The organism is Pantoea phytostimulans, assembly GCF_046118715.1.
Taxonomy (GTDB): domain Bacteria; phylum Pseudomonadota; class Gammaproteobacteria; order Enterobacterales; family Enterobacteriaceae; genus Pantoea; species Pantoea phytostimulans.
Map to the genome: position 1 here is coordinate 1324769 of NZ_CP173698.1, position 25694 is coordinate 1350462.

26 protein-coding genes are annotated in these 25694 nt (G+C 49.4%); 14 read left to right on the forward strand and 12 right to left on the reverse strand.

All coding sequences use genetic code 11. The features are described from left to right. Window positions 1–6 precede the first annotated feature (6 nt). Window positions 7–726 carry a fatty acid metabolism transcriptional regulator FadR gene (fadR, locus tag ACF2G4_RS06260; protein WP_243077804.1) on the reverse strand — a complete coding sequence of 240 codons (720 nt, stop codon included), beginning with the start codon at window positions 724–726 and terminating at the stop codon, window positions 7–9. A gap of 448 nt (window positions 727–1174) precedes the next feature. Between fadR and dsbB the strand changes: the two genes are divergently transcribed. Then, window positions 1175–1705, forward strand: a complete 531-nt coding sequence (gene dsbB / locus ACF2G4_RS06265) for a disulfide bond formation protein DsbB (protein ID WP_215846648.1) — start codon at window positions 1175–1177, stop codon at window positions 1703–1705. A gap of 81 nt (window positions 1706–1786) precedes the next feature. Here dsbB and ACF2G4_RS06270 read toward each other — a convergent pair whose 3' ends face one another. From ACF2G4_RS06270 to ACF2G4_RS06280, 3 genes are all read right to left on the reverse strand, one after another. Beyond that, window positions 1787–2233, reverse strand: coding sequence for a YcgN family cysteine cluster protein (locus tag ACF2G4_RS06270; RefSeq protein ID WP_243077803.1), 447 nt, complete (start codon window positions 2231–2233; stop codon window positions 1787–1789). A gap of 64 nt (window positions 2234–2297) precedes the next feature. Continuing rightward, entirely contained in the window at window positions 2298–2954 is a 657-nt protein-coding gene (locus ACF2G4_RS06275) for a fumarylacetoacetate hydrolase family protein (protein WP_215846647.1), read from the reverse strand. Window positions 2955–3267: 313 nt separating this feature from the next. After that, the gene (locus ACF2G4_RS06280) at window positions 3268–3543 is read right to left on the reverse strand and encodes a YcgL domain-containing protein (RefSeq protein WP_215846646.1); all 276 of its coding nucleotides are present in this window, start codon (window positions 3541–3543) and stop codon (window positions 3268–3270) included. Window positions 3544–3697: 154 nt separating this feature from the next. On the opposite strand from ACF2G4_RS06280, the gene minC reads away from it, so the two are divergent. From minC to minE, 3 genes are read left to right on the forward strand one after another with little or no spacing between them, the layout of a single operon-like run. Continuing rightward, a complete protein-coding gene (minC, locus tag ACF2G4_RS06285) occupies window positions 3698–4399 on the forward strand; it encodes a septum site-determining protein MinC (RefSeq protein WP_215846645.1) in 702 nt (233 codons plus the stop codon). A gap of 33 nt (window positions 4400–4432) precedes the next feature. Continuing rightward, window positions 4433–5245, forward strand: a complete 813-nt coding sequence (gene minD, locus ACF2G4_RS06290; protein WP_243077802.1) for a septum site-determining protein MinD — start codon at window positions 4433–4435, stop codon at window positions 5243–5245. A 3-nt stretch (window positions 5246–5248) separates the two neighbouring features. Further along, window positions 5249–5518: a cell division topological specificity factor MinE gene (minE, locus tag ACF2G4_RS06295; protein ID WP_031374622.1), complete on the forward strand. Its 270-nt coding sequence runs from the start codon at window positions 5249–5251 to the stop codon at window positions 5516–5518. Window positions 5519–5572: 54 nt separating this feature from the next. On the opposite strand, the gene rnd is transcribed toward minE, so the two are convergent. The 5 genes from rnd to ACF2G4_RS06320 form a co-directional block, all read right to left on the reverse strand. Continuing rightward, a complete protein-coding gene (gene rnd, locus ACF2G4_RS06300) occupies window positions 5573–6694 on the reverse strand; it encodes a ribonuclease D (protein ID WP_409075706.1) in 1122 nt (373 codons plus the stop codon). A 103-nt stretch (window positions 6695–6797) separates the two neighbouring features. Next, window positions 6798–8471 (reverse strand): long-chain-fatty-acid--CoA ligase FadD, encoded by a 1674-nt coding sequence (gene fadD / locus ACF2G4_RS06305; RefSeq protein WP_409075954.1) that lies wholly within the window; start codon window positions 8469–8471, stop codon window positions 6798–6800. A gap of 208 nt (window positions 8472–8679) precedes the next feature. Then, a complete protein-coding gene (locus ACF2G4_RS06310) occupies window positions 8680–9273 on the reverse strand; it encodes a Slp family lipoprotein (protein ID WP_215846642.1) in 594 nt (197 codons plus the stop codon). A 56-nt stretch (window positions 9274–9329) separates the two neighbouring features. Continuing rightward, window positions 9330–10031: a tRNA (adenosine(37)-N6)-threonylcarbamoyltransferase complex dimerization subunit type 1 TsaB gene (gene tsaB, locus ACF2G4_RS06315; RefSeq protein WP_243077799.1), complete on the reverse strand. Its 702-nt coding sequence runs from the start codon at window positions 10029–10031 to the stop codon at window positions 9330–9332. Between the two features lie 45 nt (window positions 10032–10076). Next, a complete protein-coding gene (locus ACF2G4_RS06320; protein WP_409075707.1) occupies window positions 10077–11987 on the reverse strand; it encodes an ATP-dependent DNA helicase in 1911 nt (636 codons plus the stop codon). A gap of 562 nt (window positions 11988–12549) precedes the next feature. On the opposite strand from ACF2G4_RS06320, the gene ACF2G4_RS06325 reads away from it, so the two are divergent. From ACF2G4_RS06325 to ACF2G4_RS06335, 3 genes are all read left to right on the forward strand, one after another. Further along, a complete protein-coding gene (locus ACF2G4_RS06325; RefSeq protein ID WP_332627061.1) occupies window positions 12550–12858 on the forward strand; it encodes a hypothetical protein in 309 nt (102 codons plus the stop codon). 277 nt (window positions 12859–13135) lie between these two features. Further along, window positions 13136–13375: a regulatory protein YcgZ gene (gene ycgZ / locus ACF2G4_RS06330; protein WP_215846639.1), complete on the forward strand. Its 240-nt coding sequence runs from the start codon at window positions 13136–13138 to the stop codon at window positions 13373–13375. Window positions 13376–13586: 211 nt separating this feature from the next. Then, window positions 13587–13940, forward strand: coding sequence for a biofilm development regulator YmgB/AriR family protein (locus ACF2G4_RS06335; protein ID WP_409075708.1), 354 nt, complete (start codon window positions 13587–13589; stop codon window positions 13938–13940). A gap of 75 nt (window positions 13941–14015) precedes the next feature. Here ACF2G4_RS06335 and ACF2G4_RS06340 read toward each other — a convergent pair whose 3' ends face one another. Next, window positions 14016–14879, reverse strand: a complete 864-nt coding sequence (locus tag ACF2G4_RS06340) for a manganese catalase family protein (RefSeq protein WP_332627063.1) — start codon at window positions 14877–14879, stop codon at window positions 14016–14018. A gap of 274 nt (window positions 14880–15153) precedes the next feature. Between ACF2G4_RS06340 and ACF2G4_RS06345 the strand changes: the two genes are divergently transcribed. Beyond that, window positions 15154–15498: a RidA family protein gene (locus tag ACF2G4_RS06345; protein ID WP_243077795.1), complete on the forward strand. Its 345-nt coding sequence runs from the start codon at window positions 15154–15156 to the stop codon at window positions 15496–15498. A gap of 45 nt (window positions 15499–15543) precedes the next feature. On the opposite strand, the gene ACF2G4_RS06350 is transcribed toward ACF2G4_RS06345, so the two are convergent. Next, window positions 15544–15735 (reverse strand): YoaH family protein, encoded by a 192-nt coding sequence (locus ACF2G4_RS06350; protein WP_215846638.1) that lies wholly within the window; start codon window positions 15733–15735, stop codon window positions 15544–15546. Window positions 15736–15844: 109 nt separating this feature from the next. On the opposite strand from ACF2G4_RS06350, the gene pabB reads away from it, so the two are divergent. The 5 genes from pabB (at window position 15845) to ACF2G4_RS06375 (ending at window position 22501) form a co-directional block, all read left to right on the forward strand. Then, window positions 15845–17203: an aminodeoxychorismate synthase component 1 gene (pabB, locus tag ACF2G4_RS06355; RefSeq protein ID WP_409075709.1), complete on the forward strand. Its 1359-nt coding sequence runs from the start codon at window positions 15845–15847 to the stop codon at window positions 17201–17203. Further along, window positions 17204–17773: a CoA pyrophosphatase gene (locus ACF2G4_RS06360; RefSeq protein WP_409075710.1), complete on the forward strand. Its 570-nt coding sequence runs from the start codon at window positions 17204–17206 to the stop codon at window positions 17771–17773. 88 nt (window positions 17774–17861) lie between these two features. Continuing rightward, on the forward strand, window positions 17862–19091 hold the full coding sequence (locus tag ACF2G4_RS06365) for an MFS transporter (RefSeq protein ID WP_409075711.1): 1230 nt from the start codon (window positions 17862–17864) through the stop codon (window positions 19089–19091). Window positions 19092–19333: 242 nt separating this feature from the next. Continuing rightward, window positions 19334–20698, forward strand: coding sequence for an L-serine ammonia-lyase (locus ACF2G4_RS06370; RefSeq protein ID WP_215846635.1), 1365 nt, complete (start codon window positions 19334–19336; stop codon window positions 20696–20698). 240 nt (window positions 20699–20938) lie between these two features. Next, complete coding sequence (locus ACF2G4_RS06375) at window positions 20939–22501, forward strand: EAL domain-containing protein (protein ID WP_409075712.1); 1563 nt, start codon at window positions 20939–20941, stop codon at window positions 22499–22501. A gap of 92 nt (window positions 22502–22593) precedes the next feature. On the opposite strand, the gene ACF2G4_RS06380 is transcribed toward ACF2G4_RS06375, so the two are convergent. Next, window positions 22594–24162: a TerC family protein gene (locus ACF2G4_RS06380; protein ID WP_409075713.1), complete on the reverse strand. Its 1569-nt coding sequence runs from the start codon at window positions 24160–24162 to the stop codon at window positions 22594–22596. A 508-nt stretch (window positions 24163–24670) separates the two neighbouring features. Between ACF2G4_RS06380 and manX the strand changes: the two genes are divergently transcribed. Further along, entirely contained in the window at window positions 24671–25630 is a 960-nt protein-coding gene (gene manX, locus ACF2G4_RS06385) for a PTS mannose transporter subunit IIAB (protein WP_332627066.1), read from the forward strand. The last annotated feature ends 64 nt before the right edge of the window (window positions 25631–25694 follow it).

Genomic DNA, 25694 nt, shown 5'->3' on the forward strand with positions numbered 1-25694 from the left:
TTATATTTATCGCTTGCTGCCTAAATCATCGGGCAGATTTTTTTGCATGCTGTGCCAGATTTCGCCACTGCGACGTCCGTAATTTCTTACGGTTTCAACAATTTCATCTTGAGCGGGTTGTCCGTCACACAGGCTCAACAGCTTTTGATAGAAATCTCGTGCAACCTGGCGCGCTTCTGGGCTTGAGAAATAATGGCGCCCAACACGGGTATACAACCCCTTCAAACCGTTAAGAATCAGGCCATAGATAGGATTACCCGAGGCGAAAGCCAGACCGCGAAATACGCGATAATCCATCTCGGTGTAAGCATCAGCGTGATCCTCAGCAATCGCGACGGTTTCCAGCACTTCTCTGGCTTTTTCAGGGTGATGACGTAGCGCGCGGCTGATAAAAATTGACGAAATATTGGTGCGCACTGACAGCAGATTATCGATCAAAACCGGCACGCTATCGTGATCGAGTCGTGCCAGCGTTTCAAGAATGTTGAGTCCTGACGTTTCCCAAAAATCATTAACGCGAGTAGGTTTACCGTGTTGAATGGTTAACCATCCATCACGCGCCAGGCGTTGTAAAACTTCTCGCAGCGTGGTGCGCGTTACCCCAATCAATTCAGAAAGCTCACGCTCAGCAGGCAAAATTGATCCCGGCGGAAAGCGGCTATTCCAGATGCTTTCAATAATATATTCTTCAGCAAATCCCGCTGGGCTCTGAGCCTTAATGACCATAGCAGTTTGTTCTCGTTGCTTTCTTTATCATGATGGGCACTCATCATACCAGACGCCCTATAGCGGATATAGCCTGCGAAACTATTAAAAGCGGGCGCTGACGCAAAATTCAGCCGCTTTTTTTCTCATCCCATACAGTGATTTGCCTCAGCCCTACCTGAATAGGATTTTTTGAGACTCACCTGTAAAAACATCAAAAGGATAATGCAGTATTTTTGATGCGCTAACTTTTTAGCGCGGTGCTCTCCAGCGTGGTCATCTTCTTCCTGGCGATCTATCACCCACAGTATGCCGACACAGACTAAATTCACTTGCCGCGTTTCCAACGCTTCAGCTAGCCAGGATCAATATTACGTCATGTTTGTACATGATTTTACGAGAAGCCAGGCTGGCGTAGAGACGCTTTTGGTTTACACTGCGGAGCATTAACGTTTACAGGGAATGCAATATGTTGCGATATCTAAATCAATGTTCTCGTGGTCGTGGAGCATGGTTATTACTGGCTCTAACGGCACTGGCACTGGAACTGACGGCGTTGTGGTTCCAACATGTTATGGGTTTAAAACCCTGCGTGATGTGTATTTATGAACGCAACGCACTCTTCGGAGTGATGGGCGCGGGAATTGTCGGCGCCCTTGCACCAAAATCACCATTACGTTTAGTCGCCCTGTTGATGTGGTTATACAGCGCGTGGGAAGGATTGCGTCTTTCATGGGAACACACCATGATTCAGCTGCACCCGAATCCTTTTACAACCTGTGATTTTGCCGCACGCTTTCCAACCTGGCTCCCCTTAGATAAATGGCTGCCCGCTGTGTTTGTTGCCAGCGGCGATTGTGCAGAACGCAGCTGGACCTTTATGACATTGAGCATGCCGCAATGGATGATTGTGGTGTTTGGGGCTTACCTGTTGGTCGGATTATTGGTGCTGATTGCTCAGCCTTTCAAAGCCAAGCGTCGCGATCTTTTTAGCCGCTAACCTGCGCTAAACGCAAAAAGGCTGCCTGAGGCAGCCTTTTTCTTATGCGATCTTTTGTTATTTCATTCTTCACTGCAAAACCTAGCCGTTACGATCGGGCCGGTCAATGATGTGGTCTTCCCAATCGCGTACTTCGCTTTCTCGTACCGCAATGTAACGCACCGAAATCCGCTGTGCATGCATCTCTTTTTTTGAGCCAGCCCGTAAAGGGTGCCATGCAGGTAAGGTTTTGCCTTCGCCTAACAAACGGTAAGCGCAGGTACGCGGTAGCCAGTTAAACGTGGTGAGATTTTCCCGCGTCAGCTTGATGCAATCCTCTTCCAGTTCGAAACGGCGTTCGTAGTTGCGACACTGGCAGGTTTTAATATTGAGCTGGTTACAGGCGACGTTGGTGAAATAGATCTCATCCGTATCGGCATCTTGCAGTTTGTTCAGGCAGCACTGACCACAACCATCACATAAGGATTCCCATTCCTCATCGCTCATTTGTGCCAGGCGTTTATGTTGCCAGAAAGGGGTGTCAGTCATGATCAATGTCCTGCGTTAAATCAAACCGCACCTTATAAAGCCTCTGGTGCGGCGATGCAAGTTTTTACAATACGCGGGTGCTAATTCCGTGGCCCGCCAACGACACTTCCAGGGTATCACCAGAATGCATTGGGCCGACACCTTCCGGCGTACCGGTTAGCACCACATCTCCGGCGCGCAGGGTAAAATACTGACTCATATGCGCAATCAGCGGCAGGATTTTATGGATCATATCCGACGTATTGCCATGCTGTCGAACCTCACCATTAACCACCAGCTTCAACTCAACATTTTGTGGATCGCTAAACTCCGATACAGGGATAAAACCCGACAGCGGACAAGAGTTATCAAATCCTTTTGATTTTTCCCAAGGCTGGCCCGCTTTTTTGAATCCAGCTTGCAGGTCACGCAGGGTAAGGTCCAGCGCCACACCGTATCCGGCGATCGCTTTTGCCACATGTTCTTCGGTTGCCTGTTTCAATGTGGCCCCAATGAGAACCGCCAGTTCGATTTCGTGATGAACCTCACCAAAGGCGCTGGGAATTGACAGCGGCTGACGCAAATCACACAACGCCGTTTCCGGCTTAATAAACACCACCGGCTCAGTTGGCGTAGCGCTGCCCATTTCCTTAATGTGTTTCGCATAGTTGCTGCCGACGCAAACCACTTTGTTAACCGAATAGTCCAACAGAGCGCCTTGCCAGTTACGATGCTGATACATGCTAATCCCCTGCTTTTGTTAGGTGTGGCGCCAGCGATGCTGGCAGATTGATGAGTGCGCACGCGTTGGTCAGAAAGCCAACCTCGTCGGCAAATAATAAGATGCTTTTAACGGTAAGGTATGTGGAAATTGTCAAAAACCGTTAATTTGTCGACGACAGTGGCGATTAAGTGCGCAGAAACATTACCGGAGGACATAAAAAATAACGCTAATAACGGCGTAATTACGCCGCTGTTAATAATGTAAAGTTGTAAAAAATATAATTCGCTAAGAAAGAGCTGATCAGATAATTATATTTACAGATGAATCCGAATTAATCTTTTTTATCCGATCCAAGATGAACTTTTAGCAAATTTTCAATCGGTGGTGGAAGCTGCAAATAATAGCCTTGTTCGCTTAAACCTTGCTTAACTTTATTGATATCCGCATTAGCCAGTTTGTCGCGCCCTTCCAGCGTTAGCACCATTGCCAGCTTTGGCTTACCAAAGCCTTTGAGCAGCGCTTCCGGCACCCTTGAAAAATCGTCTCTTTTTTCAACATAGAGATAAGTTTGATCACGCATTGGACTTCTGTAGATCACACAAAACATATTTTTTACTCGAATTAACCCGCAATGAGGCTTGTCTGAATATAGCTGTAACTATAACATGCTTGCAGTACTTCGAATATTCACCGTTTTTGTAAAATGATGGATTTATCATCGCTTAGCAAACGGTAGTGAAAACAGGACTGAGTCGGGACAGATGTCGCAAACGCCAATCGAATTCAAAGGTAGCAGTTTCACCCTGTCTGTCGTTCATCTGCATCACCACGATCCTGAGGTGATTCGCAAGGCACTTCAAGACAAGATTGACCAGGCTCCAGATTTTCTGAGAAACGCACCGGTGGTGTTGAATGTTGCGACGTTAACCGGGGATGTGAACTGGAAACAGTTGCAACAGGCGGTGCTGGCAACAGGTTTGCGTATTGTTGGCGTCAGTGGCTGCAAAAACGAAGCGCTAAAGCGGATGATCGTCCGTGCGGGTTTGCCCGTTTTGGCAGAAGGTAAAGAGGGGAAAAAGCGCAGCGAACCCCCAGAGCCAGAAGCGAAACCGATCGTGGCCGAACCGGTTGCCACTAAAACTCGCATCGTCAACACACCTGTTCGCTCGGGTCAGCAAATCTATGCGCGCAATGCCGATCTGATCGTGACTAGCAGCGTCAGCGCCGGGGCAGAACTGGTTGCCGATGGCAATATCCATATTTACGGCATGATGCGCGGGCGGGCGCTGGCGGGTGCCAGCGGCGATCGCGATTGCCAGATTTTTTGTACCAACCTGGCTGCAGAGTTGGTCTCAATTGCCGGCGAATACTGGATTATGGATCAGATCCCGGAAGAATTTTTTGGTAAAGCCGCGCGCCTCTCGCTTCAGGATGGCGCGCTGACTATCCAGACACTTAATTAGGCCCCTTTTCTTTCGTTAAGGAAATCAACATTTATGGCACGCATTATTGTAGTTACATCCGGTAAAGGGGGCGTTGGTAAGACCACGTCAAGCGCGGCCATCGCCACCGGTTTAGCGCAGAAAGGCAAAAAAACGGTAGTTATCGATTTTGATATTGGTCTGCGTAATCTTGATTTGATTATGGGTTGTGAACGTCGTGTTGTTTATGACTTCGTCAATGTCATTCAAGGCGATGCCACACTGAATCAAGCGTTGATCAGAGATAAGCGCACCGAGCAGCTCTACATTCTGCCCGCTTCACAAACGCGCGATAAAGATGCGTTAACACGTGAAGGTGTAGAAAAAGTTCTGAATGATTTAGCGACCATGGAATTTGATTTCATCGTCTGCGACTCACCAGCAGGTATCGAAACCGGTGCATTAATGGCGCTCTATTTTGCAGATGAAGCGATCATTACTACCAACCCAGAAGTATCTTCAGTACGCGACTCGGATCGTATTCTTGGCATCATCTCTTCCAAGTCTCGCCGTGCTGAAAACAGCCAGGATCCCGTTAAGGAGCACCTGCTATTAACCCGTTATAACCCTGGCCGCGTCAGTCGTGGCGACATGCTGAGCATGGAAGATGTGCTGGAAATCCTGCGCATTCCGCTGGTTGGTGTGATCCCAGAAGATCAATCTGTCTTGCGCGCCTCCAACCAAGGTGAGCCGGTGATCCTCGACAGCGAATCTGATGCTGGCAAAGCCTATGCCGATACCGTTGAACGGTTACTCGGTGAAGTTCGCCCCTTCCGCTTTATTGAAGAAGAGAAGAAGGGTTTCCTGAAACGCCTGTTCGGGGGATAAACCATGGCATTACTCGATTTCTTTTTATCCCGGAAGAAGAACACTGCCAATATAGCCAAGGAAAGGCTACAGATTATCGTGGCAGAACGCAGAAGGGGCGACAGTGAGCCCCACTATCTTCCGCAACTTAAGCGCGACATTCTGGAAGTGATTTGCAAATACGTGAAGATCGACCCGGAAATGGTTACTGTCCAACTCGATCAGAAAGGAGATGACATCTCAATTCTGGAGCTGAACGTGACCTTACCGGAAACGGAAGAAGTGACTAAATGACACCAGCCGTTTCCTGAATTTCCCCTGCGCTGTTGCAGGGGAAAGTTCAAGAGACTAAACGTCAGCCAGAATTTTATCGATACCCGGCTTTAACAGCTCGCCCCGCCATCCTGTCAGCAATTCGGGTAGACGTCCCTGTGGCTTTAATCCCCAGTGTTGACTCAATACCTGATTAATCTGTCGACGTGATGCCAACAGTTCCTGACTAAATCCGCTCTCTTCACTTACCTGCTGCACCAACGCTTTCATCGCTTTGAATACCTGCTTGTAGTGCGGATGATCGATCAGATTACCCAGCGGCTGCGGAAGTTCACTTTCATCCAGCGCCTGCGCCTCAGCAACCAGCGCCACCAGCGTTTTACCGTGAAAACGAATCTCATGGCCTGACAAACCCAGATGATCCAGTTCACCCAATGAACCCGGCATAAAGCGCGCCACTTTCCATAAGTGCTCTTCGCGCACGACAAAATTAACTGCCATATCTTTTTCACGCGCCACTTTCAAACGCCACGCAGCTAAGCGTTGCAGTACCGCCAACTGGCGTGGACGCAATTGCCAGGCATTGGTGATATCGCGCCAGGCATCTTCTGGTACCAGCGCATCCAGACGACGCTGACAAAGGTTGTCGCACTCGCTTAGCGCAGCAGCCATATTGCCCGCTTCGGTGGTTAACGCCATCAGCTGATGAGCGATTGGCAACAGATAATGCACATCTGCTGCTGCATAAATGCATTGGCGCTCCGTTAATGGGCGCGCCAGCCAGTCGGTACGCGATTCGCTCTTATCCAGTTCAACCTGAGTGAAGTGCGCAACCATTGAAGCGAAGCCCCATGAAAGCGGCTGACCGGAGAACGCGGCCAGGATTTGCGTGTCGATCATCGGCTGCGGCAATACGCCAAAACGATGCAGGAAGACTTCAAGATCTTCGCCACCGGCATGCAAAAATTTAGTGACCTTGGTGTCAGTCAGTAAATCAATAAAAGCGGACCAGTCACTGATTTTTAAAGGATCGATCAGAACCAGCTGTTCATTATCGAACAGTTGAATCAAGCCCAATTGCGGATAATAGGTGCGGGTGCGGACAAACTCAGTGTCGAGCGCCACAGCGGCATGTCGGCGCGCTTTTTGGCACACCAAAGCCAGTTGATCATCTTGGTCAATCAGGGAATAGTTCACGTTCAATTTTCCACCGCAGCAAACAACGCGCGGTGCTCCATGTTAAAAGCAATAAAAACGCCGGTCATCGCCGGCGTTCAACCTGTAAATGTGTTGAGGCTCATTAGGCGCTGGGTTTCGCCTCATCACGCAATTCCCGGCGTAGAATCTTGCCGACGTTGGTCTTTGGCAATTCTTCGCGGAACTCGATAATTTTTGGCACCTTGTAACCGGTTAACTGGCGACGACAGTGATCAAGCAACTCTTCTTTGGTCAGAGACTGATCCTTTTTTACGATGCAGACTTTCACTGCTTCGCCGGATAAATCACTGGGTACGCCAATGGCCGCAGCTTCACGCACTTTAGGATGTTGCATTAGCACATCTTCAATTTCGTTAGGATAAACATTGAAACCGGAAACCAGAATCATATCCTTTTTACGATCGACAATGCGGATAAATCCTTCCTGATCAACGGTAACAATATCACCGCTGTGGAGCCAGCCATTTTTAAGCACTTCAGCGGTGGCGTCTGGATGCTGCCAGTAACCTAACATCACCTGCGGGCCACGAATGCACAGCTCACCCGGTTCACCTGGCGGAACATCATTACCCGCATCATCCAACACCCGAACGTCGGTTGATGGAACAGGCAAGCCAATGCTGCCAGTGTGGCTACTGATGTCATAAGGATTAACCGAAACCAGCGGCGAACACTCTGTCAGACCATACCCCTCCAGCAAATAGTGCCCGGTCAGTTTTTCCCAACGCTCTGCCACCGCTTTTTGCACTGCCATACCGCCGCCTGCAGAAAGGCGCAGCGTAGAAAAGTCGAGTTTGTTAAACTCCGCGTCGTTCAACAGGGCGTTAAACAAAGTATTGACGCCAGTGATCGCGGTGAACGGAAATTTGGCCATTTCCTTCACGAAACCGGCAATATCGCGTGGATTGGTGATGAGCAAATTTTGTCCGCCCAGCTCCAAAAAGAGCAGTCCGTTAACTGTTAAAGCGAAGATGTGATAAAGCGGCAATGCCGTGACAACGCACTCTTTACCGTCACGCAGCACTTTGCCATAAGTCGCGCGGGTCTGTTCGAGGTTGGCCTGCATGTTGCGATGCGTCAACATCGCCCCTTTCGCTACGCCCGTGGTGCCGCCGGTATATTGCAGAAAGGCTAAATCGTCATTGCTGATTTCAGGGCGTTGATACGGCATGTCAGCGCCAAGCTGCACTACGCTGCGAAAAGAGATCGCGCCCGGTAGATGATATTTGGGAACCAGACGCTTAATGTATTTAACCACGAAATTAACCAGCGTCGCTTTTACCGGCGCCAGTTGATCACCCATTCGCGTCAGGATGACGTGCTTAACTTGGGTCTCCGCCGCCACTTTTTCCAGCGTATGCGCAAAATTAGAGACGATGACAATCGCGCTGGCCCCGCTGTCGTTGAGCTGATGCTTTAACTCGCGCGGGGTATAAAGCGGGTTAACATTCACCACCACCATTCCCGCACGCAATACACCAAACAGTGCCACTGGATATTGCAGTAGATTTGGCATCATTAACGCTACACGATCGCCGGGTTTAAGCTTCAACGCATTTTGTAAATAAGCGGCAAAAGCCCGGCTTTTTTGCTCCAGTTGACGGTAGGTCATTTTTTGACCCATATTCCAAAACGCAGGTTGTTCAGCGTAGCGCTTTGCGGCTTGCTCAAACAGATCCACTAAGGAGGTATAACGATCTGCACTAATTTCAGCCGGAACATCAGCCGGATAGCGTTTTAGCCAAACCTTATTCAAGGATGCACCCCGATAATCATGTTGTATTCCCATCGCCGCCTCGCCCAACTGGTTTGTTAACAATATTTTAACTGATTGTACCAGTCTGCGTATTTCGGCCTTTAGAGGTTGCGAAGTTCATCACTAAATTTCGTGCCAGTGAAAAAGCACAATAAAAAAGCCCGGTTACGCGCGCTGCGACCGGGCTGAAAAATTAAACGAGCCAGATCTATTCTGTCAGGATAGTTTCCACCTGAGCGGGACCGCTGCTGTACATGCCCCAATAAGGATTTGGCCCCCAATAACCGGCACGATGCCGCGTTGGTCCGTACCAAATCCACGGATCAATGGGTTGCGGTGGCGACATCACCTGTTTGGTTAAATGCCAGCGTTGATAACCCCGCACATCGATCACGACAAAGTTATATTTGGCTTCACCAATCATTCCCGCTTCAGTGCCTTTGATGGCTCCTAGCACGGTAACAAACTGGTCTTTTACGTCGACGGGATCGACGAAGCCATGAATATCAGCGTATATCCGTCCAACGGAAGCCGCGCCAAGGCGTGGACGTGCGCTATCATCCAGTGGCTGGGTCGCAATTTCAAGGCGGGTTTTGCCATTGAGATTCTTCACGTTGACCACCTTGCCGCCAAAACGTGACTCCTGACCTTTATAAATGGCTGGATCATTCATCACGCGCAATAGATCTTGCTGCGGGAGCGCCGAGCCGCCTTTAATGTTGTCCGGAATGGAAACACAACCCGTTAAAATCAGCGTGCAGGTCAACAACAGGCCCGACAGGCTCTTACGGCAAATTGACATAGGCGATCTCCAGATAATAATTGTTTAGACTGGTCGCATAACAATAAGTTGCGTGGCTATTCGCGGCCCGGTAATTTTTTCCAGGCGACTTCATTACGCAAGTAAGTCGGTTCCGCATGTTCAGGCAGAACCGTTTTGCCCTGCTCAAGCGCCTGTTGTGCTAATGGCAGCATATCTTGCGCAGCCGGAAGCAAAACTTCACTTGCAGTAAGTTGCAGCGCATGACCTTGTTGTAATTCAGGATAGGCTTGCCAACCGGTGCCAGCGGTGTGCCATTCGCCTTCCAGCGCCTGCATGCGTGTTAACGCCGCCTCTGGCGATAGTACGCTTTCACTGGCTTCACCCTGCCATACGCCTTTCTCATCACGCTGATATTCGGCCCAGTAAACTTCACCCATACGCGCATCAATGGCAGCCAACACCCGGCTGGCGCCCTGTTGACGCCAGGCACCTTGCGCTAGCGTGGCTAAAGTCGATACACCAATCATCGGTAGCGTTGCACCAAACGCTAAACCTTGTGCGATGCCAATGCCGATACGTACGCCGGTAAAACTGCCAGGGCCACGACCAAAAGCCAGCGCATCTAGCTCGGTTAATTCAAGCTGCTGTGCCACTAATAATTCTTCAACCAGCGGGAGAATACGCTGCGTATGATCGCGCGGCGCAATTTCAAAGCGAGCATCAATGTATTGCTGATTTAACAACGCGGCTGAACACGCTTCTGTCGCGGTATCCAGCGCTAAAATTCGGGCAGACATAACCACCTCTGGAGATTCAAAAACGGCGCGCATCTTAGCACAAAATTACGCTGTCGGTTGCTGACGAATGAACGCAATAGCACGGCCAATATCACGCGTACGCGGCGTGGGTGGCAGGCTGTTAAGGAACAAGGCGCCATAAGGACGCGAGACTAAACGCTGATCGCAAATCACCAACACCCCCCGATCTTCGGTATCACGAATGAGACGACCGACGCCCTGTTTCAGCGTAATCACCGCATCCGGTAATTGCACATCCGCAAACGGATCGCCGCCGCGAATGCGGCAATCTTCCATGCGCGCTTTTAACAGCGGATCTTCCGGTGATGTGAACGGTAATTTATCGATGATAACTAATGAAAGCGCGTCTCCCCGCACGTCCACGCCTTCCCAGAAACTGCTGGTCGCAACCAGCAACGCGTTGCCTTTCTCAATAAATTGTTTGAGCAACTGGCCTTTGCTGGTCTCACCTTGCACCAGCACTGGCAATGTCATTGAGGCGCGGAACTCTGCCGCCAGCTCACGCATCATCAGGTGAGAGGTGCAAAGAAAGAAGCAGCGCCCTTTATTGGCATCAATAAGCGGTTTCATCATCTGCGCCAGTTGACGCGCACCGCCGGGGCGATTGGGTTCAGGCAAATGACGCGGCACGCAAAGCAGCGCCTGTTGGGAAAAATCAAACGGGCTGTTGAGGATGAGGCTTTTCGCCTGATTCACGCCTAAGCGATCGGCAAAGTGATCCATCTTTTCATCGACCGCCAGCGTGGCGGAGGTAAAAATCCATGCAGCTTTGCGATTATCCATGACTTCGCGGAAGCGTTCCGCTACAGAAAGCGGCGTCAACGCCAGGGTAAAATGCCGTGAAGTGCATTCATACCAATAACTAAAGCCGGGTTCGCTAATGGCGCGCAGCCGTTTCAGGCGAGTCCGATAAAGAGCGGCACGCTCAAAAGCGGCATCCAATAAAGCGGAACGACCCAGCGACATTTTTATAACGTCGTAACAGAGCTCCAGCGCATCATCTAATAAGGTGAACATGCGCATGATATTGTTATCGCTGAGTAAGTCCCGCAAATTGCCGCGATAGCCCGGATCGCCCAAGGATAAGCGAAAATCTTGCGCGCATTGCGCCAGGCGATCGGCTGATTTTTGCAGTTGCTGTACATCGCGTACTTCAGTGCGATAAGCAATGATGATGTCTTTGGCGAGATCCAAAAGCTGGCGGCTGGAAAGTTGTTGGCCAAAATATTGGCTGGCAATATCAGGCAACTGATGGGCTTCATCGAAGATCATTACGTCAGCTTCAGGGATCAATTCAGCAAAGCCACTCTCTTTAACCACCAGATCAGCCAGAAACAGATGGTGATTCACCACCACGACGTCAGCATCCATGGCACGTTTCCGCGCTTTAACGACAAAACACTCTTTATAGAGTGGGCAGTCGCTGCCGAGGCAATTGTCGTTGGTGCTGGTGACCAAAGGCCAGATTGGGCTATCTTCCGTTACGCCACCACAGCTACTGATATCACCATCTGCGGTTTGCGATGACCATCCACGTAATGTGACAAGATCGGTCAGCGCCTGAATAGTCAAATCGCCGCCCGCCATGGACTGCTGTTCCAGACGTTCAAGACAAAGATAGTTTGAGCGCCCTTTTAACAAGGCCGTTTTGCCCGTGAACTTCAGCGCTTTGGCAATGGTGGGCAGATCGCGGCTATAAAGCTGGTCCTGCAAGGCTTTAGAGCCGGTGGAAACGATAACCTTTTTACCGGCACGTAACGCTGGGGCTAAATATGCATAAGTTTTTCCTGTACCGGTTCCCGCTTCTACCACCAGTTCGCCCAAGCCTTTTACGGCTTCTGAGACCGCCTGCGCCATTTCACGCTGCGCTTCACGGGGTTTAAAACCAGCAATCGCCTGCGCAAGCGCGCCATCCACTGCAAAATCGTCTGCCACATACCCTCTCAAAGAACAGCAAAAACACTGTAATTATGTCAGTATTGTAGGCGTTAAGCAAAAGGCCCGAATTATCGTAACGTTTGTATTAACCCTTGTTCTTTAAGCAATTAAACAGTTACCTCCCCCTTTATGCTACGCGTTGTAAAATATTATTTTTGAAAGACAAGCCGATTCAGACGCGAAAAGAATTGAGGAGAATCGACTTGAAGCCGAAATTAAAACAAGCATTAAATATATTTGTTTTTAATCACCGGTTAACCCTCTCTTTTTTCAGCCTTATTAATTAAAGCAATTAGCCCTCTAAATGACGCATAAACCTCAATAAAAATAAGTGATTATCTGCAGTTCATATCACGACGAATTATCAGCGTTTATTCACTACGGATTCTCGCGATTTATTCCAGAAAATTGCAGCGATAATAATAGTGTCAACAACCTTTGCCTATTGCTGTTATAAGCTGAAGCCAACAACGTCGCTCCCAAAATCATTATTTTCTGCTAGGCTTAAATTTCAACACTAGGTAAATCACTACAACATCAATATAACGGAGGTACAACTTTGCTATTTCATGATGAACAAAAAGGACATGCCGTTATTGGTGAAGCAGCGGTAAGTCTCGCCGTTAACGATCAGCAAATCAGTGTCGATGCGTTGATGAATAAACTGACTTTGATGGCCGAGGTGGAGAGCAGTGATGCGCGTCTACAACTCATTTATGACGCGCGGAAATGGTTATCAAGCTTCTTGCAGCCGGCAAACCGCAATCGCGCTGAGCTCAACTGGCTCACGCTTACCGGTCAACCCAAAGAGGGAAACCGTATATTTGGTACCGATCTTTGGCTGCAGCAAAGCGCTTTAAAAGAGTAACCTGTAGCGCTTTCCGGCAGATGCACCCCTCTGTGCATCTGCTTTCTCCTTCCTCAAGCAAGACAAATCCTGAACACCCTCAGCCGATCCGCTTTTCTGATCAAAAAAATATTAGTTCATAGCTGTGACTTAAGTGATTGTTTATCCTTAAATGGTTTCTTAACGTTAAAATTAAATCCCTAAGCTTTAACGAATCCCTGTACAAAGGTTTAGTTTTTGTATAACTTTCGCCTCAGAAAACGCCGATCACCAAATGATGACATATTGAGGGTAGAACATGCGCCAGAACGGACTCGTACCGAATTCCGCAAACGACATTGCCCGCTATTTTAACAAGGCTTCGCTACCCTCCCAGCAAGAAACCCTGGGACAGATTGTTGTCGAGATTCTTCGTGCAGGCGGCAATCTCAATCGCAAATCCTTGTGTACCAAATTAGTGCGCCGTCTTGAACTTGCCTCAAGCGCTGAAGAAGAACGTCATTATCATGTTTTGATTGGTCTGTTATTTGGCCGCTGATGATTTCATCGCTCATTCACTGGGTTCATCCATTAATTTTACTCAGCGAAAAGAGAAATGAATAAAAGACGTTTTTGCGCCTGCCTTTACGGCTTATCCTTGAAAGTTTCATCCAATAATTAATAATCTTTTGGGATTCAGTTATCTCTAAAAGAGAAAAGTAAAATGCCTTATCATTTCAGAAAGAGATCGTAAAGCGCCGAATCGTCAATTGGCGCGCGTCATATATATAGTTTTAACAACCAGCGCTGATGAAAATAAACACTGGATTGCTTCCGAAAAACAACAAATTATAGTCGAGAATATTGTAATGCAGCACAGCACAATCATTAATAATAGTTCCGCCTCTCTTTCAGATAGCGGAGACAGGTATTCTCCAGAAACTCAGCTTTTAAATGCGATTGTAGAGCGAGTTGAAATGGCTAATGGGCATGTCAGTAATAAAGCGATTATTCTTTTTATTATTGCTGAGTTGGAAAGCAGTTCTGATCACGTAAAACAGGATCTGCTAAGAACGCTGTTGGAAAGGGTTGTCAGCAAAACACCCGACGATCATGGGTTTTGATTTTACATTTAGATCAGCATAAAAAAACCGGCAAATGCCGGTTTTTTTATGACTTGAGCATTCAGGCTCAGATGATTATTTTTTCAGAACAGAAGGCGATGATGCAGATGCTGAAAGCATTTGTTCCGACTGCGCACCTGACCCCGCACGAGCATGCCCTAAAACAGGTTCTTCACCCAAAATATCAGGCTGCTCTTTCGCACTAAATTCGCCCACTCCATCAAATGCCGGTCCTTCACTCCAGCGTCCTTTAGGCAGTGGTTTGTCTAATGAAGTATTGAGGCAGTAATAGGAATGTTCCTGCGCCTCTTCAGATTGCGGGAAACTATTAGGAATGGGTAGAGAAGCACTCAATCCGCCCATATCCTCAATGACCGCCAGCCACTGTTGCTGGTGCATTGTGTCGCGAGCAATCAGGAAAGAGAGGAAATCTTTCATTCCCTTATCTTCCGTAAGATTGTACAAGCGGGTAGCCAGCACGCGGCCTGTTGCTTCCGCGGTAACGTTCGCCAACATGTCCGCCGCGACGTTTCCAGAAGCATAAATGTGACTCATATCGAATGATACGCCGTTTGCATTAACCGGCATCGCAGCCAGGCCAGATGACAATATATGACGCGGATTCATTCCGCCCAGAATCGCATTAACCACCGGATCTTTTGCAGAAGCTTCCTGATAAGAAAGCGGTGCACCCTCCAGATTAAGCGCAACAGCATGGCCAAGCATTTCAATATGGGCTAACTCTTCTGTTGCCGTTGATATCAGTAGATCTTTAATGCGCGCATCGCCGCGTGCGCCCATCGCCTGAAAGAAATACTGCATCGCAACACGGATCTCGCCTTCAATCCCACCAATCGCTTGTTGCAGCAACATCGCAAACTCGGGATCGGGCTTTTCGACACGGACGGGATACTGAAGTTTTGATGAATGATGAAACATGTTCTTCTCCTGGTAAGTGATTCGCCTGAAGCAGCCCATTAAGCCTGGAACGAGGTCGCTGAGAATAAAAGCGTAACGATAAGGATTCTCATTTGTATATTTCGGATTTTTAGTTCAATTTCAGATAATTAAGCGGGTATATTTTTTATGAATTCATCTCTAAAAAAGAGAAGCCAATGCTTTCAGTGATGGCTTTTACGTCTGTTTTTAACAAAAGATGACAGCAATGGCAGAGTTATGTCAGGCTAATCGACTTAAAACTAAGGAGAAGAACATGAGCATTACGCGTATTGACCCGGAACACCGCATGTCCGAAGCCGTGATTCACAATGACACTGTTTATTACACCAGCGTGCCGGAAAATCTGGATGCAGATGCGGAAGAGCAAACGGCAAATGCTCTCGCTGTTATTGACGCACTGTTAACGCGCGTGGGAAGTGATAAAAGCAAAATCCTTGATGCCACCCTATTTCTGGTCGACAAAGCCGATTTTGCTGCAATGAATCGCGCCTGGGACGCATGGGTTTCCCCCGATAACGCCCCCGTTCGCTGTACGGTTCAGGCCGGTTTAATGAACCCAAAATACAAAGTTGAAATCAAAATTATTGCTGCTCTTTAAACCATACTGAAATAGACGAAACTGAAGTAAGCAAAACGGCGGGCGTCAGACTTCTTCATCCTCGTCTTCATCTTCAAAGAGCGCTCGAATTTGCTCGCCTTTATGATTTTGACGAATTTCTTGAGCAACCTGAGTGATGGCTTGACCGCTAGACATGCCGCCCGCCATCAACTCCTGAATTCGCTCAACTGCCTGCTGCTGCTGTTCGTGAGAAAGTGCCGGTAAACCTGTAAACATGTTCTACTCCTGGTTTTGGGCGGACATTATTCCACGTGGAACTAACAGGTGCTAGTGCGTTAAAAATATGTCAGTCTAGCGCCCTCATTGACGTTTGATCTTTTGCCCGATGATTGTAGAAACCCTCAGCTTAAAGTATACCCCGGATGCGCTTACCCAGCGCTTTGCCCGCATAGCACATCTTCCTTGGGCAATGTTGCTCTCTTCTGGCAATGCCGATCACGCCGATAACCGTTTTGATATTCTCACCGCCGATCCGCGCGTGACCTTAACCACACGCGGGCTGCTGACCACTGTTTGTCAGGGTGATCAGGTTATTGACACGCCGGGTTGTCCGTTACAACTGGTGCAACAGCAGTGCGATGCCCTTGGCATAAAGCCAACATCCAATGCCAATCTGCCTTTTCAAGGTGGGGCGCTGGGCCTGTTTGGTTATGATCTGGGTCGCCGATTTGAACCGTTGCCAGAGATGGCCGAAGCCGATCTCAATACGCCCGACATGGCGGTTGGCATTTATGACTGGGCGTTAATCGCCGATCACCATTTACACTCCCTCACGCTGATTGCGCTGAATGATCTACAGGCACGCCTGGCATGGCTTGAAAAATGGCCTGAGCGCACTGCCCTACCCTTTTCGCTTAACAGCAGCTGGCAATCCAATCTCAGCTACGACGACTACGCCAAACGCTTCCAAGCGGTGCAGGCGTATATTCAGGCGGGCGATTGTTATCAGGTCAACTTTGCGCAGCGGTTTCAGGCAAGCTATCAAGGTGACGAATGGCAGGCGTTTTGCACGCTTAACCACGCTAATCGCGCGCCGTTCAGCGCATTCTTGCGTCTGCCCGACAGTGCGATTCTGAGCCTGTCGCCGGAGCGCTTTTTGGCGCTTGACCAGGGTGTGATTGAAACGCGTCCCATCAAAGGAACGCGCCCAAGAATGGACGATCCCGCCGCCGATCGCCAGCAAGCCGAGCAGCTTGCCGCCTCTGAAAAAGATCGCGCCGAGAATTTGATGATTGTCGATCTGCTACGTAACGATATTGGACGTGTCGCGTTGCCCGGTTCCGTCAGCGTGCCGGAATTATTTATCGTTGAGCCTTTTCCGGCGGTGCATCATCTGGTCAGCACCATTCGCGCCACATTACCTAACACTTTGCACGCCACAGATTTATTGCGCGCCTGCTTCCCCGGTGGCTCAATCACCGGCGCCCCCAAAATCCGTGCAATGCAAATTATTGATGAACTCGAACCGCAGCGCCGTAATGCATGGTGCGGTAGCATCGGTTATCTCAGCCTTTGCGGCCGCATGGATACCAGTATCGCCATTCGTACACTGATTGCCGAAGCGCAGCAGCTTTATTGTTCCGCAGGCGGCGGTCTGGTCGCAGACAGTGAACTGGACGCGGAGTATCAAGAAACCTTTCACAAGGTGAGCCGCATTTTGCCGACCCTTGAGCAGGGAGAGTAAATGACACCTTCACTGACGCTTGAAGCCTTTCGTAGTCGCTTTATCTTGCATCAGCCGCTGCAGCAAACGCACCGCCTGGCAGGCCGTCATGCTGCGGTTTTAGTGCCGATTATCGCGCGTGAACAGCCTGGATTGTTATTAACACAACGATCCCACGCCCTGCGCAAACATGCAGGCCAGGTCGCGTTTCCTGGCGGCATGCAGGATGCCAGCGATGAATCGTTGATCGTTACGGCATTACGAGAAGCGTATGAAGAAGTGGGCATCGACCCTAGCCAGGTCGAGATACTCGGCAGCTTACCTGCAGTCACCAGCAGCACCGGTTTTCAGGTAACACCGGTTGTGGGCATTATACCCGCAACAATTTCTTTGCGGATCAATCCTGATGAAGTACAAAGCGCTTTTGAAATGCCATTAGCGGAAGCGTTGCAGCTGAGCCGATATTCCTCGTTAACTATTCATCGTGCCGGTATTCGACATCCAGTTTGGCTCTCAATTTATGAGGATTACCTCGTTTGGGGCATGACCGCTGGCATCATTCGCGCTCTCAGCCAGCAGATCGCCTTCTAACGATGCACAATTGGCGGTAAAACCGGCAACAGTATGTTGACCAAAAGCCGCTCTTTATGCTTTAAAAAGACCCTTTTCGGAGAAGACATTGAACGACACAGTAATAGCCTGTTCTTCTGGTCGTGCATTCCATTACCCTTCGTTTCGATATTTGTTTACTGCGCGTTTCCTCACCGTCTTAGGAAATGCCATTGCGCCTATTGCACTGGCTTTTGCGGTTTTGGACATCGGTGGATCAACCGGGGAATTAGGGTTTGTCGTTGCCGCACGTTCTGTTTTTAACATCGTCTTTTTATTGATTGGCGGCATACTCGCTGATCGCTATTCCCGGCGCGTTGTTCTGTTTTCATCTTCAATGATGGCTGCACTCTCTCAGGCAGTCGTTGCGTGGACGGTGCTCGACGGATCCGCGACCATTGTGTCGTTAGCCGTACTTGGCGCTTTTAACGGCGCCGCTGCCGGTATTGCACTGCCAGCGTCTTCGGCAATGGTGCCTCAAATCGTCCCTGCGCATGCTCTTCGTGAAGCCAACGCATTTATTCAACTCGGCGTTTACGCGGGAACCGTCATTGGTGCCTCGCTGGGCGGATTATTAACCAGCGCGGTCGGCCCCGGATGGGGATTAGCTATAGATGCGCTGGGGTTCGCCCTTTCCGCGCCACTTTATACCCTGATAAGCACGCGCCAGGTTGCGTCTGCAGAACCGAACAGCAATATCCTTCACGATCTGCGAGACGGCTGGAGAGAATTTATTAGCCGCGCCTGGGTGTGGATTATCGTGGTTCAGTTCACCCTTGTTAACGCCGCGTTTAGTGGCGTGATGATGGTAATCGGACCTGTTGTAGCTGATTCAACCTTTGGCCGAGCAGGCTGGGGAATGAGCTTAGCGGCACAAAGTCTGGGATTGTTTGTTGGATCTTTTATTGCACTTCGATGGCGTCCACGCCGGGAGCTGTTTGTTGGCACTCTGCTGGTCGCTCTTTGTGCGTTACCCATTATCGTGCTGAGTTTGGTTCCTTCTGCTTTACTGTTGATGGCTGCATTTTTCATCGCCGGCGTGGGATTTGGCCAGTTTGGTGTCGTTTGGGCACATTCGCTACAAACACATATCGCCCCCGATAAACTGGCACGCGTCTATGCCTGGGACGCGATGGGTTCATTTGTGGCCATTCCTGTAGGCGAAGTCGCCGCTGGCCCGCTGGCTATGCATTTTGGCAATATGAACGTACTGCTGGCTTCAGCCGCCGCAGTGCTGATTGCCACACTGGCCGCGAGCCTGACACCCGCAATTCGACGTCTCGATAACACCACGACGTGATGTGCCAGACCTGGACAGGGGCTTCGCATTCTTTGTGATTGTTCTGTTCGGTCACGCCCAGTTTCCTTTAGCCCCATGTCCTAAACTTTGCGGTATGCAGTCCGCCAGAACGATAATATTTTCTCGCCTTTTTAATTAGTTTTTTTCATGCGAAAAGCTACTGCTTTCTGGTTGGTGATGGTTACTATTAGCGCCATAAACTGCTTCGGCAGACTTAGAATAATTTGTGAGGAGTGTCACCTGTGATTAGCGTTTTCGACATGTTCAAAGTGGGCATTGGCCCATCAAGTTCTCATACTGTTGGTCCGATGAAGGCCGGTAAACAGTTTGTGGATTTATTATCAGAACAGGGAAAGCTGCATGATGTGACACGGATTGCGGTTGACGTCTACGGTTCACTCTCTTTGACCGGCAAGGGTCACCACACTGATATCGCCATTATTTTGGGATTAGCAGGTGAATCACCGGACAGCGTCAACATTGATGCTATTCCTGCTTTTATTAAAGACGTTGAGCAGCGTGAACGTCTGTTGCTGGCTAAGGGCGCGCATGAAGTCGATTTTCCTCGCGAAGGCGGCATGGTTTTCCGCGGTGAGAACCTCTCGCTGCATGAAAACGGATTGCGCTTACTTGCTTTTGCCGGCGACCTGTTAATTCTGTCTAAAACCTACTATTCCATCGGCGGCGGCTTCATCGTCGATGAAGAGCATTTTGGTCAATCTGCGCTAGACGAGGTGTCGGTTCCCTGGCCCTTCCACTCCGCTAAAGATCTGTTAGCGCACTGTCGCGAAACCGGCTTATCGCTTTCTGGTTTGGTCATGAAGAATGAACTGGCGCTGCATTCACGTGATGAAATATACGCCTACTTCACGACTATTTGGCAAACCATGCAGGCCTGTATTGATCGGGGTTTAAATACTGAAGGCGTGTTGCCGGGTCCGCTGCGAGTGCCGCGTCGAGCGGCGTCCCTGCGTCGTCTTTTAGTCTCTTCTCACAAGCACTCCAACGATCCGATGGATGTTATCGATTGGGTCAATATGTTTGCTTTGGCAGTTAATGAAGAGAATGCTGCTGGCGGACGGGTGGTGACTGCGCCAACTAACGGTGCCTGTGGTATCGTGCCCGCTGTGTTGGCTTACTATGATCATTTTATCGAAACCGTTACGCCGGATATCTTTATCCGCTACTTCCTGGCATCAGGCGCCATTGGCGTGCTGTACAAAATGAATGCCTCCATTTCTGGTGCCGAAGTAGGCTGTCAGGGAGAAGTTGGCGTGGCGTGTTCTATGGCCGCAGCAGGCTTAGCCGAATTGCTCGGTGGCAGCCCGGAACAAGTCTGCGTCGCCGCAGAGATTGGCATGGAACATAACCTGGGATTAACCTGCGATCCAGTTGCGGGTCAGGTGCAGGTTCCCTGTATTGAGCGCAATGCGATTGCTTCAGTGAAGGCGATCAATGCGGCGCGTATGGCGCTACGTCGTACCAGCGAACCGCGCGTGTCGCTCGATAAAGTTATCGAAACAATGTATGAAACCGGTAAAGATATGAATGCGAAATATCGCGAAACCTCGCGCGGTGGTTTGGCGATTAAGGTCCAGTGTGATTAAATTAAGCGATACGCAAAATGCTTAATTTACGTGCAATCGTTTTCAAATCCGCATCCTCCGCTATCTCAGCCCCTTGGAATTATGTAAAGTAATTTTCCGCGCGACTTGAGGGTCGCGCAATTTTCTAATACCGCTTTTTTCAGTGCCGTTTTCAGGAACATGGCCTAAACCTGGACCGTGTCGTGCCGATAACAACCCCGTTATATTGGATTTCTCTTGCTCTTGGGAAGGTGGTTACTGATGCTCATGGCCCAGCAATTTGTTGGACAATTCAGGCGTAAGCGCTTGCTTATTGCGCTGGTGATCGCCGCCATCGTTCTTATATTGACTCTGGCTTTTCGCTTTATTGAAGAGAAGTCACGTATAGAGCAGCGAGCACTTAATTTTGCCGATAACGCCATTATGCGTTTTGATCGGATGTTCTCGCCGTTAGATGTTTCAGCGAATAACACGCTGGGACTGGTGGGCGTTTCTTGCAGTGATGTACGCTTTCCGCTGATCGAAAAAATAGCCGCCTCACAAACTGTGCGCGCTATTTTGCTGGTGGAAAATGACACCATTTACTGCTCCAGTATTTATGGTCCTCGCGATATTCCTTTCAGTCAGAATTACCCTGAACTCGCCATTAATAATCAGCGCATGATGTTATCAACCGATAATTTTTTGCTAAAAGGCTCACCGGTTTTGCTGCTCTGGACACCTAAAAATATCGATAACCACTCCGGTATATTGCAGGTCATTAATATTGAGTTGATGAGCAATTATCTGCTTGAGCCTCAATTGCCGTGGGTTGAGCGAGCGATTCTTAACGTTAATGGCGACAGTTTGGAATATGGCAATCCGCTGATTGAACCAACAGTGCCTTCAGAGGATGAGGTGAGCTACAACGAAGCGTCGCTACGTTATCCATTTAGTATCACGCTGTATGGCCCATCGCCTACGCGACTGGCACTGGCGACGTTGCCTTCCCAGCTTCCGCTAGCGTTACTGTTAAGCCTGCTAATGGGTTATATCGTCTGGCTGGCAACGGCTAATCGCATGAGTCTGAGCTGGCAAATTAGCTATGGCATTACGGCTAACGAATTTATGGTTTACTGCCAGCCTCTGATCAACGCCAAAACAGGCGAGTGCGATGGCATTGAGTTACTGCTGCGCTGGCATAACGCGCGGCAGGGCTGGATTGCACCCGACGTGTTTATTCCGCTGGCTGAGCGTCAGAATTTGATTGCTCCGCTCACCCGCTTTGTACTGAATCAGGTCGTTGCACATTTACCTATCCTGCCGCGTTGCCCTTCCTTTCATATTGCCATTAATGTCGCTGCCAGCCACTTCCGCAATCGGGCGATTGTAGAGGATCTGCAGCACCTTTGGTGGCCGGCTAACCCCGTGCCGAAGTTGGTTGTTGAATTAACCGAGCGGGATGCGCTGCCGGTCGTCGATCAATCAGTGATTTCTCAGCTGCATGAGATTGGCGTTCGGCTGGCGATTGATGATTTTGGAACTGGACACAGCTCGCTTTCCTACCTAAAAGATTTGAAGCCGGATGTTCTGAAAATCGACAAGATTTTTACCGCTGCAATTGGCACCGATGCAATTAACGCTACCGTAACGGATATGGTGATATCGCTGGCGCAGCGCCTGAATATCAGTCTGGTGGCAGAAGGTGTTGAAACAGCGGAACAAGCGGCCTACTTAAGAGAGCGTGGCGTTGATCATCTGCAAGGCTATTATTATGCGCGCCCGATGCCGCTGGGAGATTTCCCGGCATGGCTGGAACACCATCAAAGTGACATTGAAGCTTAATAATTTAACCTGCTCTTTCACTGCTTCGACCAAAACATAAATCAAAAAAAACGCACCGATCAACGGTGCGTTTTAAGTTCGATTATTTCGCTTTACGCCTGCTGTTCTTCATCTTCATCGTAAGGCTTGTCCTTGGTCACACGCACCAGGTCAACACGATAATCTGTCGCTTCGATAATTTGGAAATGCAGTGGCGCGATATCAATAACTTCACCCGGCAGCGGCAGCTGACCTTTCTGAGCAATCAATAAACCGGCCAGTGATGCATGATCCTCTTCAGGATTGACCAACTCATGAAAGTCGAGTAGCTGCTGCAATGAATGCAGATCCGTCCCACCCTTTACTAACCAACCGTCGCCATCTGCGATGATATCCGGCGTTTCATCTTCATCCGGGAACTCACCGGCGATAGCTTCCAACACGTCTAGCGGGGTAATTAAACCCTGAACTACACCGAACTCGTTGGTAACGATAACAAAACTGCCTTTGGCACGACGCAAAACACCTAGCAGGTTGATCGGATCCAGCGTTTCCGGCACAACAATGGTCGGCGTATTTGCAGCAAAGGACGCTACGTCTATACCGTGTTCCAGCGCCACTAACAGCTCTTTCGCCCGGACTACACCGACGATTTCATCCAGTTCACCGCGACATACAGGGAACAAGCTGTGAGGCGTATCAAGCAGCTGAACGCGTATCTCATCAACCGGACGATTGGCGTCTACCCAAGAAATTTCACCACGCGGGGTCATAATGCTACGAATAGAACGTGATGCCAGCGTCAGAACACCATTGATCATGTAGCGTTCTTCATCTTTAAACGCTTCCTGTGGCATCGCCTCGGCTAAGGCTGATTCTTCACTGCTTGTTGGCTGCGCGCGATTTCTTCCACCCATTAAGCGCAAAATAGCTTCTGCGGTACGTTCACGCATGGGACGATGCGACTGATGACGAATGAAGTTGCGACGTGCAATCTGGTTGAACATCTCAATCAGGATTGAGAAGCCAATGGCAGCGTAGAGATACCCTTTAGGAATGTGGAAGCCAAAACCTTCCGCCACCAGCGACAAACCGATCATCAGCAGGAAGCTCAGACACAGCACCACTACGGTTGGATGCGCGTTGACGAAATTCGTCAGCGGCTTTGACGCCAACAACATCACACCCATGGCAATGACCACGGCGGTCATCATCACCGGTAAGTGGTTTACCATACCTACAGCGGTAATCACCGCGTCGAGTGAGAACACCGCATCTAACACCACAATTTGCGTCACCACCGCCCAGAAACTGGCGTAGCCACGATTACCTGAACCTTCAAGCTGACGGTTTTCCAGCCGCTCATGCAGTTCCATCGTTGCCTTAAACAGCAAGAACAGCCCCCCTGCCAACAAGATTAAATCTCGTCCAGCAAAGCTGAAATCGCCTACGCTGAATAGGGGCCGCGTTAGCGTCACCATCCAGGAGATCAGCGACAACAAACCCAAACGCATGACCAAGGCCAGTGACAAACCGATCAGACGCGCTTTATCACGCTGCTTCGGTGGCAGTTTGTCGGCCAGTATGGCGATAAACACCAGGTTGTCGATGCCTAAAACGATTTCCAGCACGACAAGCGTGAGTAAACCCGCCCAAATTGAGGGGTCGAATAGAATTTCCATTAATGACTCCTGAACGAGGAACAGATTGCGCGAGAGTGTGCCAGCACCATTGGGCGTGACAAAAATGCATTTGAATGAGCAGTGAATACGCCGTCAGGCGTGAAATGACGCGCCAGAAGGCGCAAAGAACAGGTTAAGCGACGTCGGTGACGATCCATAAAGGTGGGCTGATGCCCGTTACTCCTGAATAATAAACAGATCGTTAATGTAACAGTTAGTGCAATGGCGTCAAAAAATTTTCTTACCTTTACAATCTGCTGCGTGATGGCGTAAGCGTGCTGAAAATTCAAATTCCAGAAGTTAGGCGCTGAATAACTGACAAACATCACATAATTTATTTTTTCGATCACTAAAATAAATCGCGAACTTCTAGCCCGAATACCGTTAACTGATGAATTTTCAAACGTATCCAAATGATCAGGCTACACCTATTTTGATGTAACCGAAGCGATAACTCTTAACGGTTCATTCACTTCAGATGAACCTCTCTAGCGAACGGAGGTAGCACGTGACCATTGCTATTGTAATTGGTACACACGGCTGGGCAGCCGAACAACTGCTTAAAACAGCAGAAATGCTGTTGGGTGAGCAGGAGAATGTCGGATGGATCGACTTCGTGCCCGGTGAAAATGCAGAAACGCTTATCGAGAAATATCAGGCACGTCTTGCAGAGCTGGATACCGCAAAAGGCGTGTTATTTTTAGTGGATACCTGGGGCGGCAGCCCTTTTAACGCGGCCAGCCGCGTGGTAGTTGATAAAGAGAATCATGACGTCGTGGCTGGGGTAAACATTCCCATGTTAGTGGAAACGCTGATGGCGCGCGATGACGATCCGGGTTTTGATGAACTGGTTGCCATCGCCGTGGAAACGGGACGTGAAGGCGTAAAAGCGCTTAAAGCCAAAGAGGAAGAACCTGCTCCCGCTAAGGCCGCTCCCGCTGCAGCACAACCACAACAACCTATGGCACCCGGTGACCATATGAAGATTGGTCTGACACGCATCGATGACCGATTGATTCATGGCCAGGTTGCTACCCGCTGGACAAAAGAGACTAACGTTAACCGCATCATCGTCGTAAGTGATGAAGTCGCCAAGGATCATGTGCGTAAAACGCTGCTGACTCAGGTTGCGCCGCCCGGCGTAACGGCACACGTCGTTGATGTCGACAAAATGGTTCGCGTCTGGAACAACCCGAAATATGGACGTGACCGCGTGATGCTGCTGTTTACCAATCCTACCGATGTACTGCGTGTCGTTGAACAAGGGGTCGATATTAAAACCGTTAATATCGGCGGCATGGCATTTCGCCAGGGCAAAACACAAGTGAATAACGCGGTATCGGTCGATGAGCAAGATATCGCCGCTTTCCGCAAATTAAATGAACGCAACATTGAGCTGGAAGTGCGCAAAGTCTCCAACGACCCGAAACTGAAAATGATGGATCTCATTGCGAAGGTTAACGCGTAATTTGCAGCCACATGCGCCTGCGCGAGTAGGCTCAATTTCGCTATCCTGCTGAGGACAAGAAGTA

Bases quoted from the DNA above. Each gene is read 5' to 3' on its own strand.
- tsaB (WP_243077799.1), bottom strand. From the start codon at position 10,031: ATGTCTGCCCGAATTTTAGCGCTGGATACCGCGACAGAAGCGTGTTCA.
- pabB (WP_409075709.1), top strand. From the start codon at position 15,845: ATGATTGTAGAAACCCTCAGCTTAAAGTATACCCCGGATGCGCTTACC.
- ACF2G4_RS06375 (WP_409075712.1), top strand. From the start codon at position 20,939: ATGCTCATGGCCCAGCAATTTGTTGGACAATTCAGGCGTAAGCGCTTG.
- minC (WP_215846645.1), top strand. From the start codon at position 3,698: ATGTCGCAAACGCCAATCGAATTCAAAGGTAGCAGTTTCACCCTGTCT.
- minE (WP_031374622.1), top strand. From the start codon at position 5,249: ATGGCATTACTCGATTTCTTTTTATCCCGGAAGAAGAACACTGCCAAT.
- ACF2G4_RS06350 (WP_215846638.1), bottom strand. From the start codon at position 15,735: ATGTTTACAGGTTTACCGGCACTTTCTCACGAACAGCAGCAGCAGGCA.
- ACF2G4_RS06310 (WP_215846642.1), bottom strand. From the start codon at position 9,273: ATGTCAATTTGCCGTAAGAGCCTGTCGGGCCTGTTGTTGACCTGCACG.
- dsbB (WP_215846648.1), top strand. From the start codon at position 1,175: ATGTTGCGATATCTAAATCAATGTTCTCGTGGTCGTGGAGCATGGTTA.
- ACF2G4_RS06340 (WP_332627063.1), bottom strand. From the start codon at position 14,879: ATGTTTCATCATTCATCAAAACTTCAGTATCCCGTCCGTGTCGAAAAG.
- ACF2G4_RS06275 (WP_215846647.1), bottom strand. From the start codon at position 2,954: ATGTATCAGCATCGTAACTGGCAAGGCGCTCTGTTGGACTATTCGGTT.
- minD (WP_243077802.1), top strand. From the start codon at position 4,433: ATGGCACGCATTATTGTAGTTACATCCGGTAAAGGGGGCGTTGGTAAG.
- ACF2G4_RS06345 (WP_243077795.1), top strand. From the start codon at position 15,154: ATGAGCATTACGCGTATTGACCCGGAACACCGCATGTCCGAAGCCGTG.
- fadR (WP_243077804.1), bottom strand. From the start codon at position 726: ATGGTCATTAAGGCTCAGAGCCCAGCGGGATTTGCTGAAGAATATATT.
- ycgZ (WP_215846639.1), top strand. From the start codon at position 13,136: ATGCGCCAGAACGGACTCGTACCGAATTCCGCAAACGACATTGCCCGC.
- ACF2G4_RS06360 (WP_409075710.1), top strand. From the start codon at position 17,204: ATGACACCTTCACTGACGCTTGAAGCCTTTCGTAGTCGCTTTATCTTG.
- ACF2G4_RS06380 (WP_409075713.1), bottom strand. From the start codon at position 24,162: ATGGAAATTCTATTCGACCCCTCAATTTGGGCGGGTTTACTCACGCTT.
- ACF2G4_RS06270 (WP_243077803.1), bottom strand. From the start codon at position 2,233: ATGACTGACACCCCTTTCTGGCAACATAAACGCCTGGCACAAATGAGC.
- ACF2G4_RS06280 (WP_215846646.1), bottom strand. From the start codon at position 3,543: ATGTTTTGTGTGATCTACAGAAGTCCAATGCGTGATCAAACTTATCTC.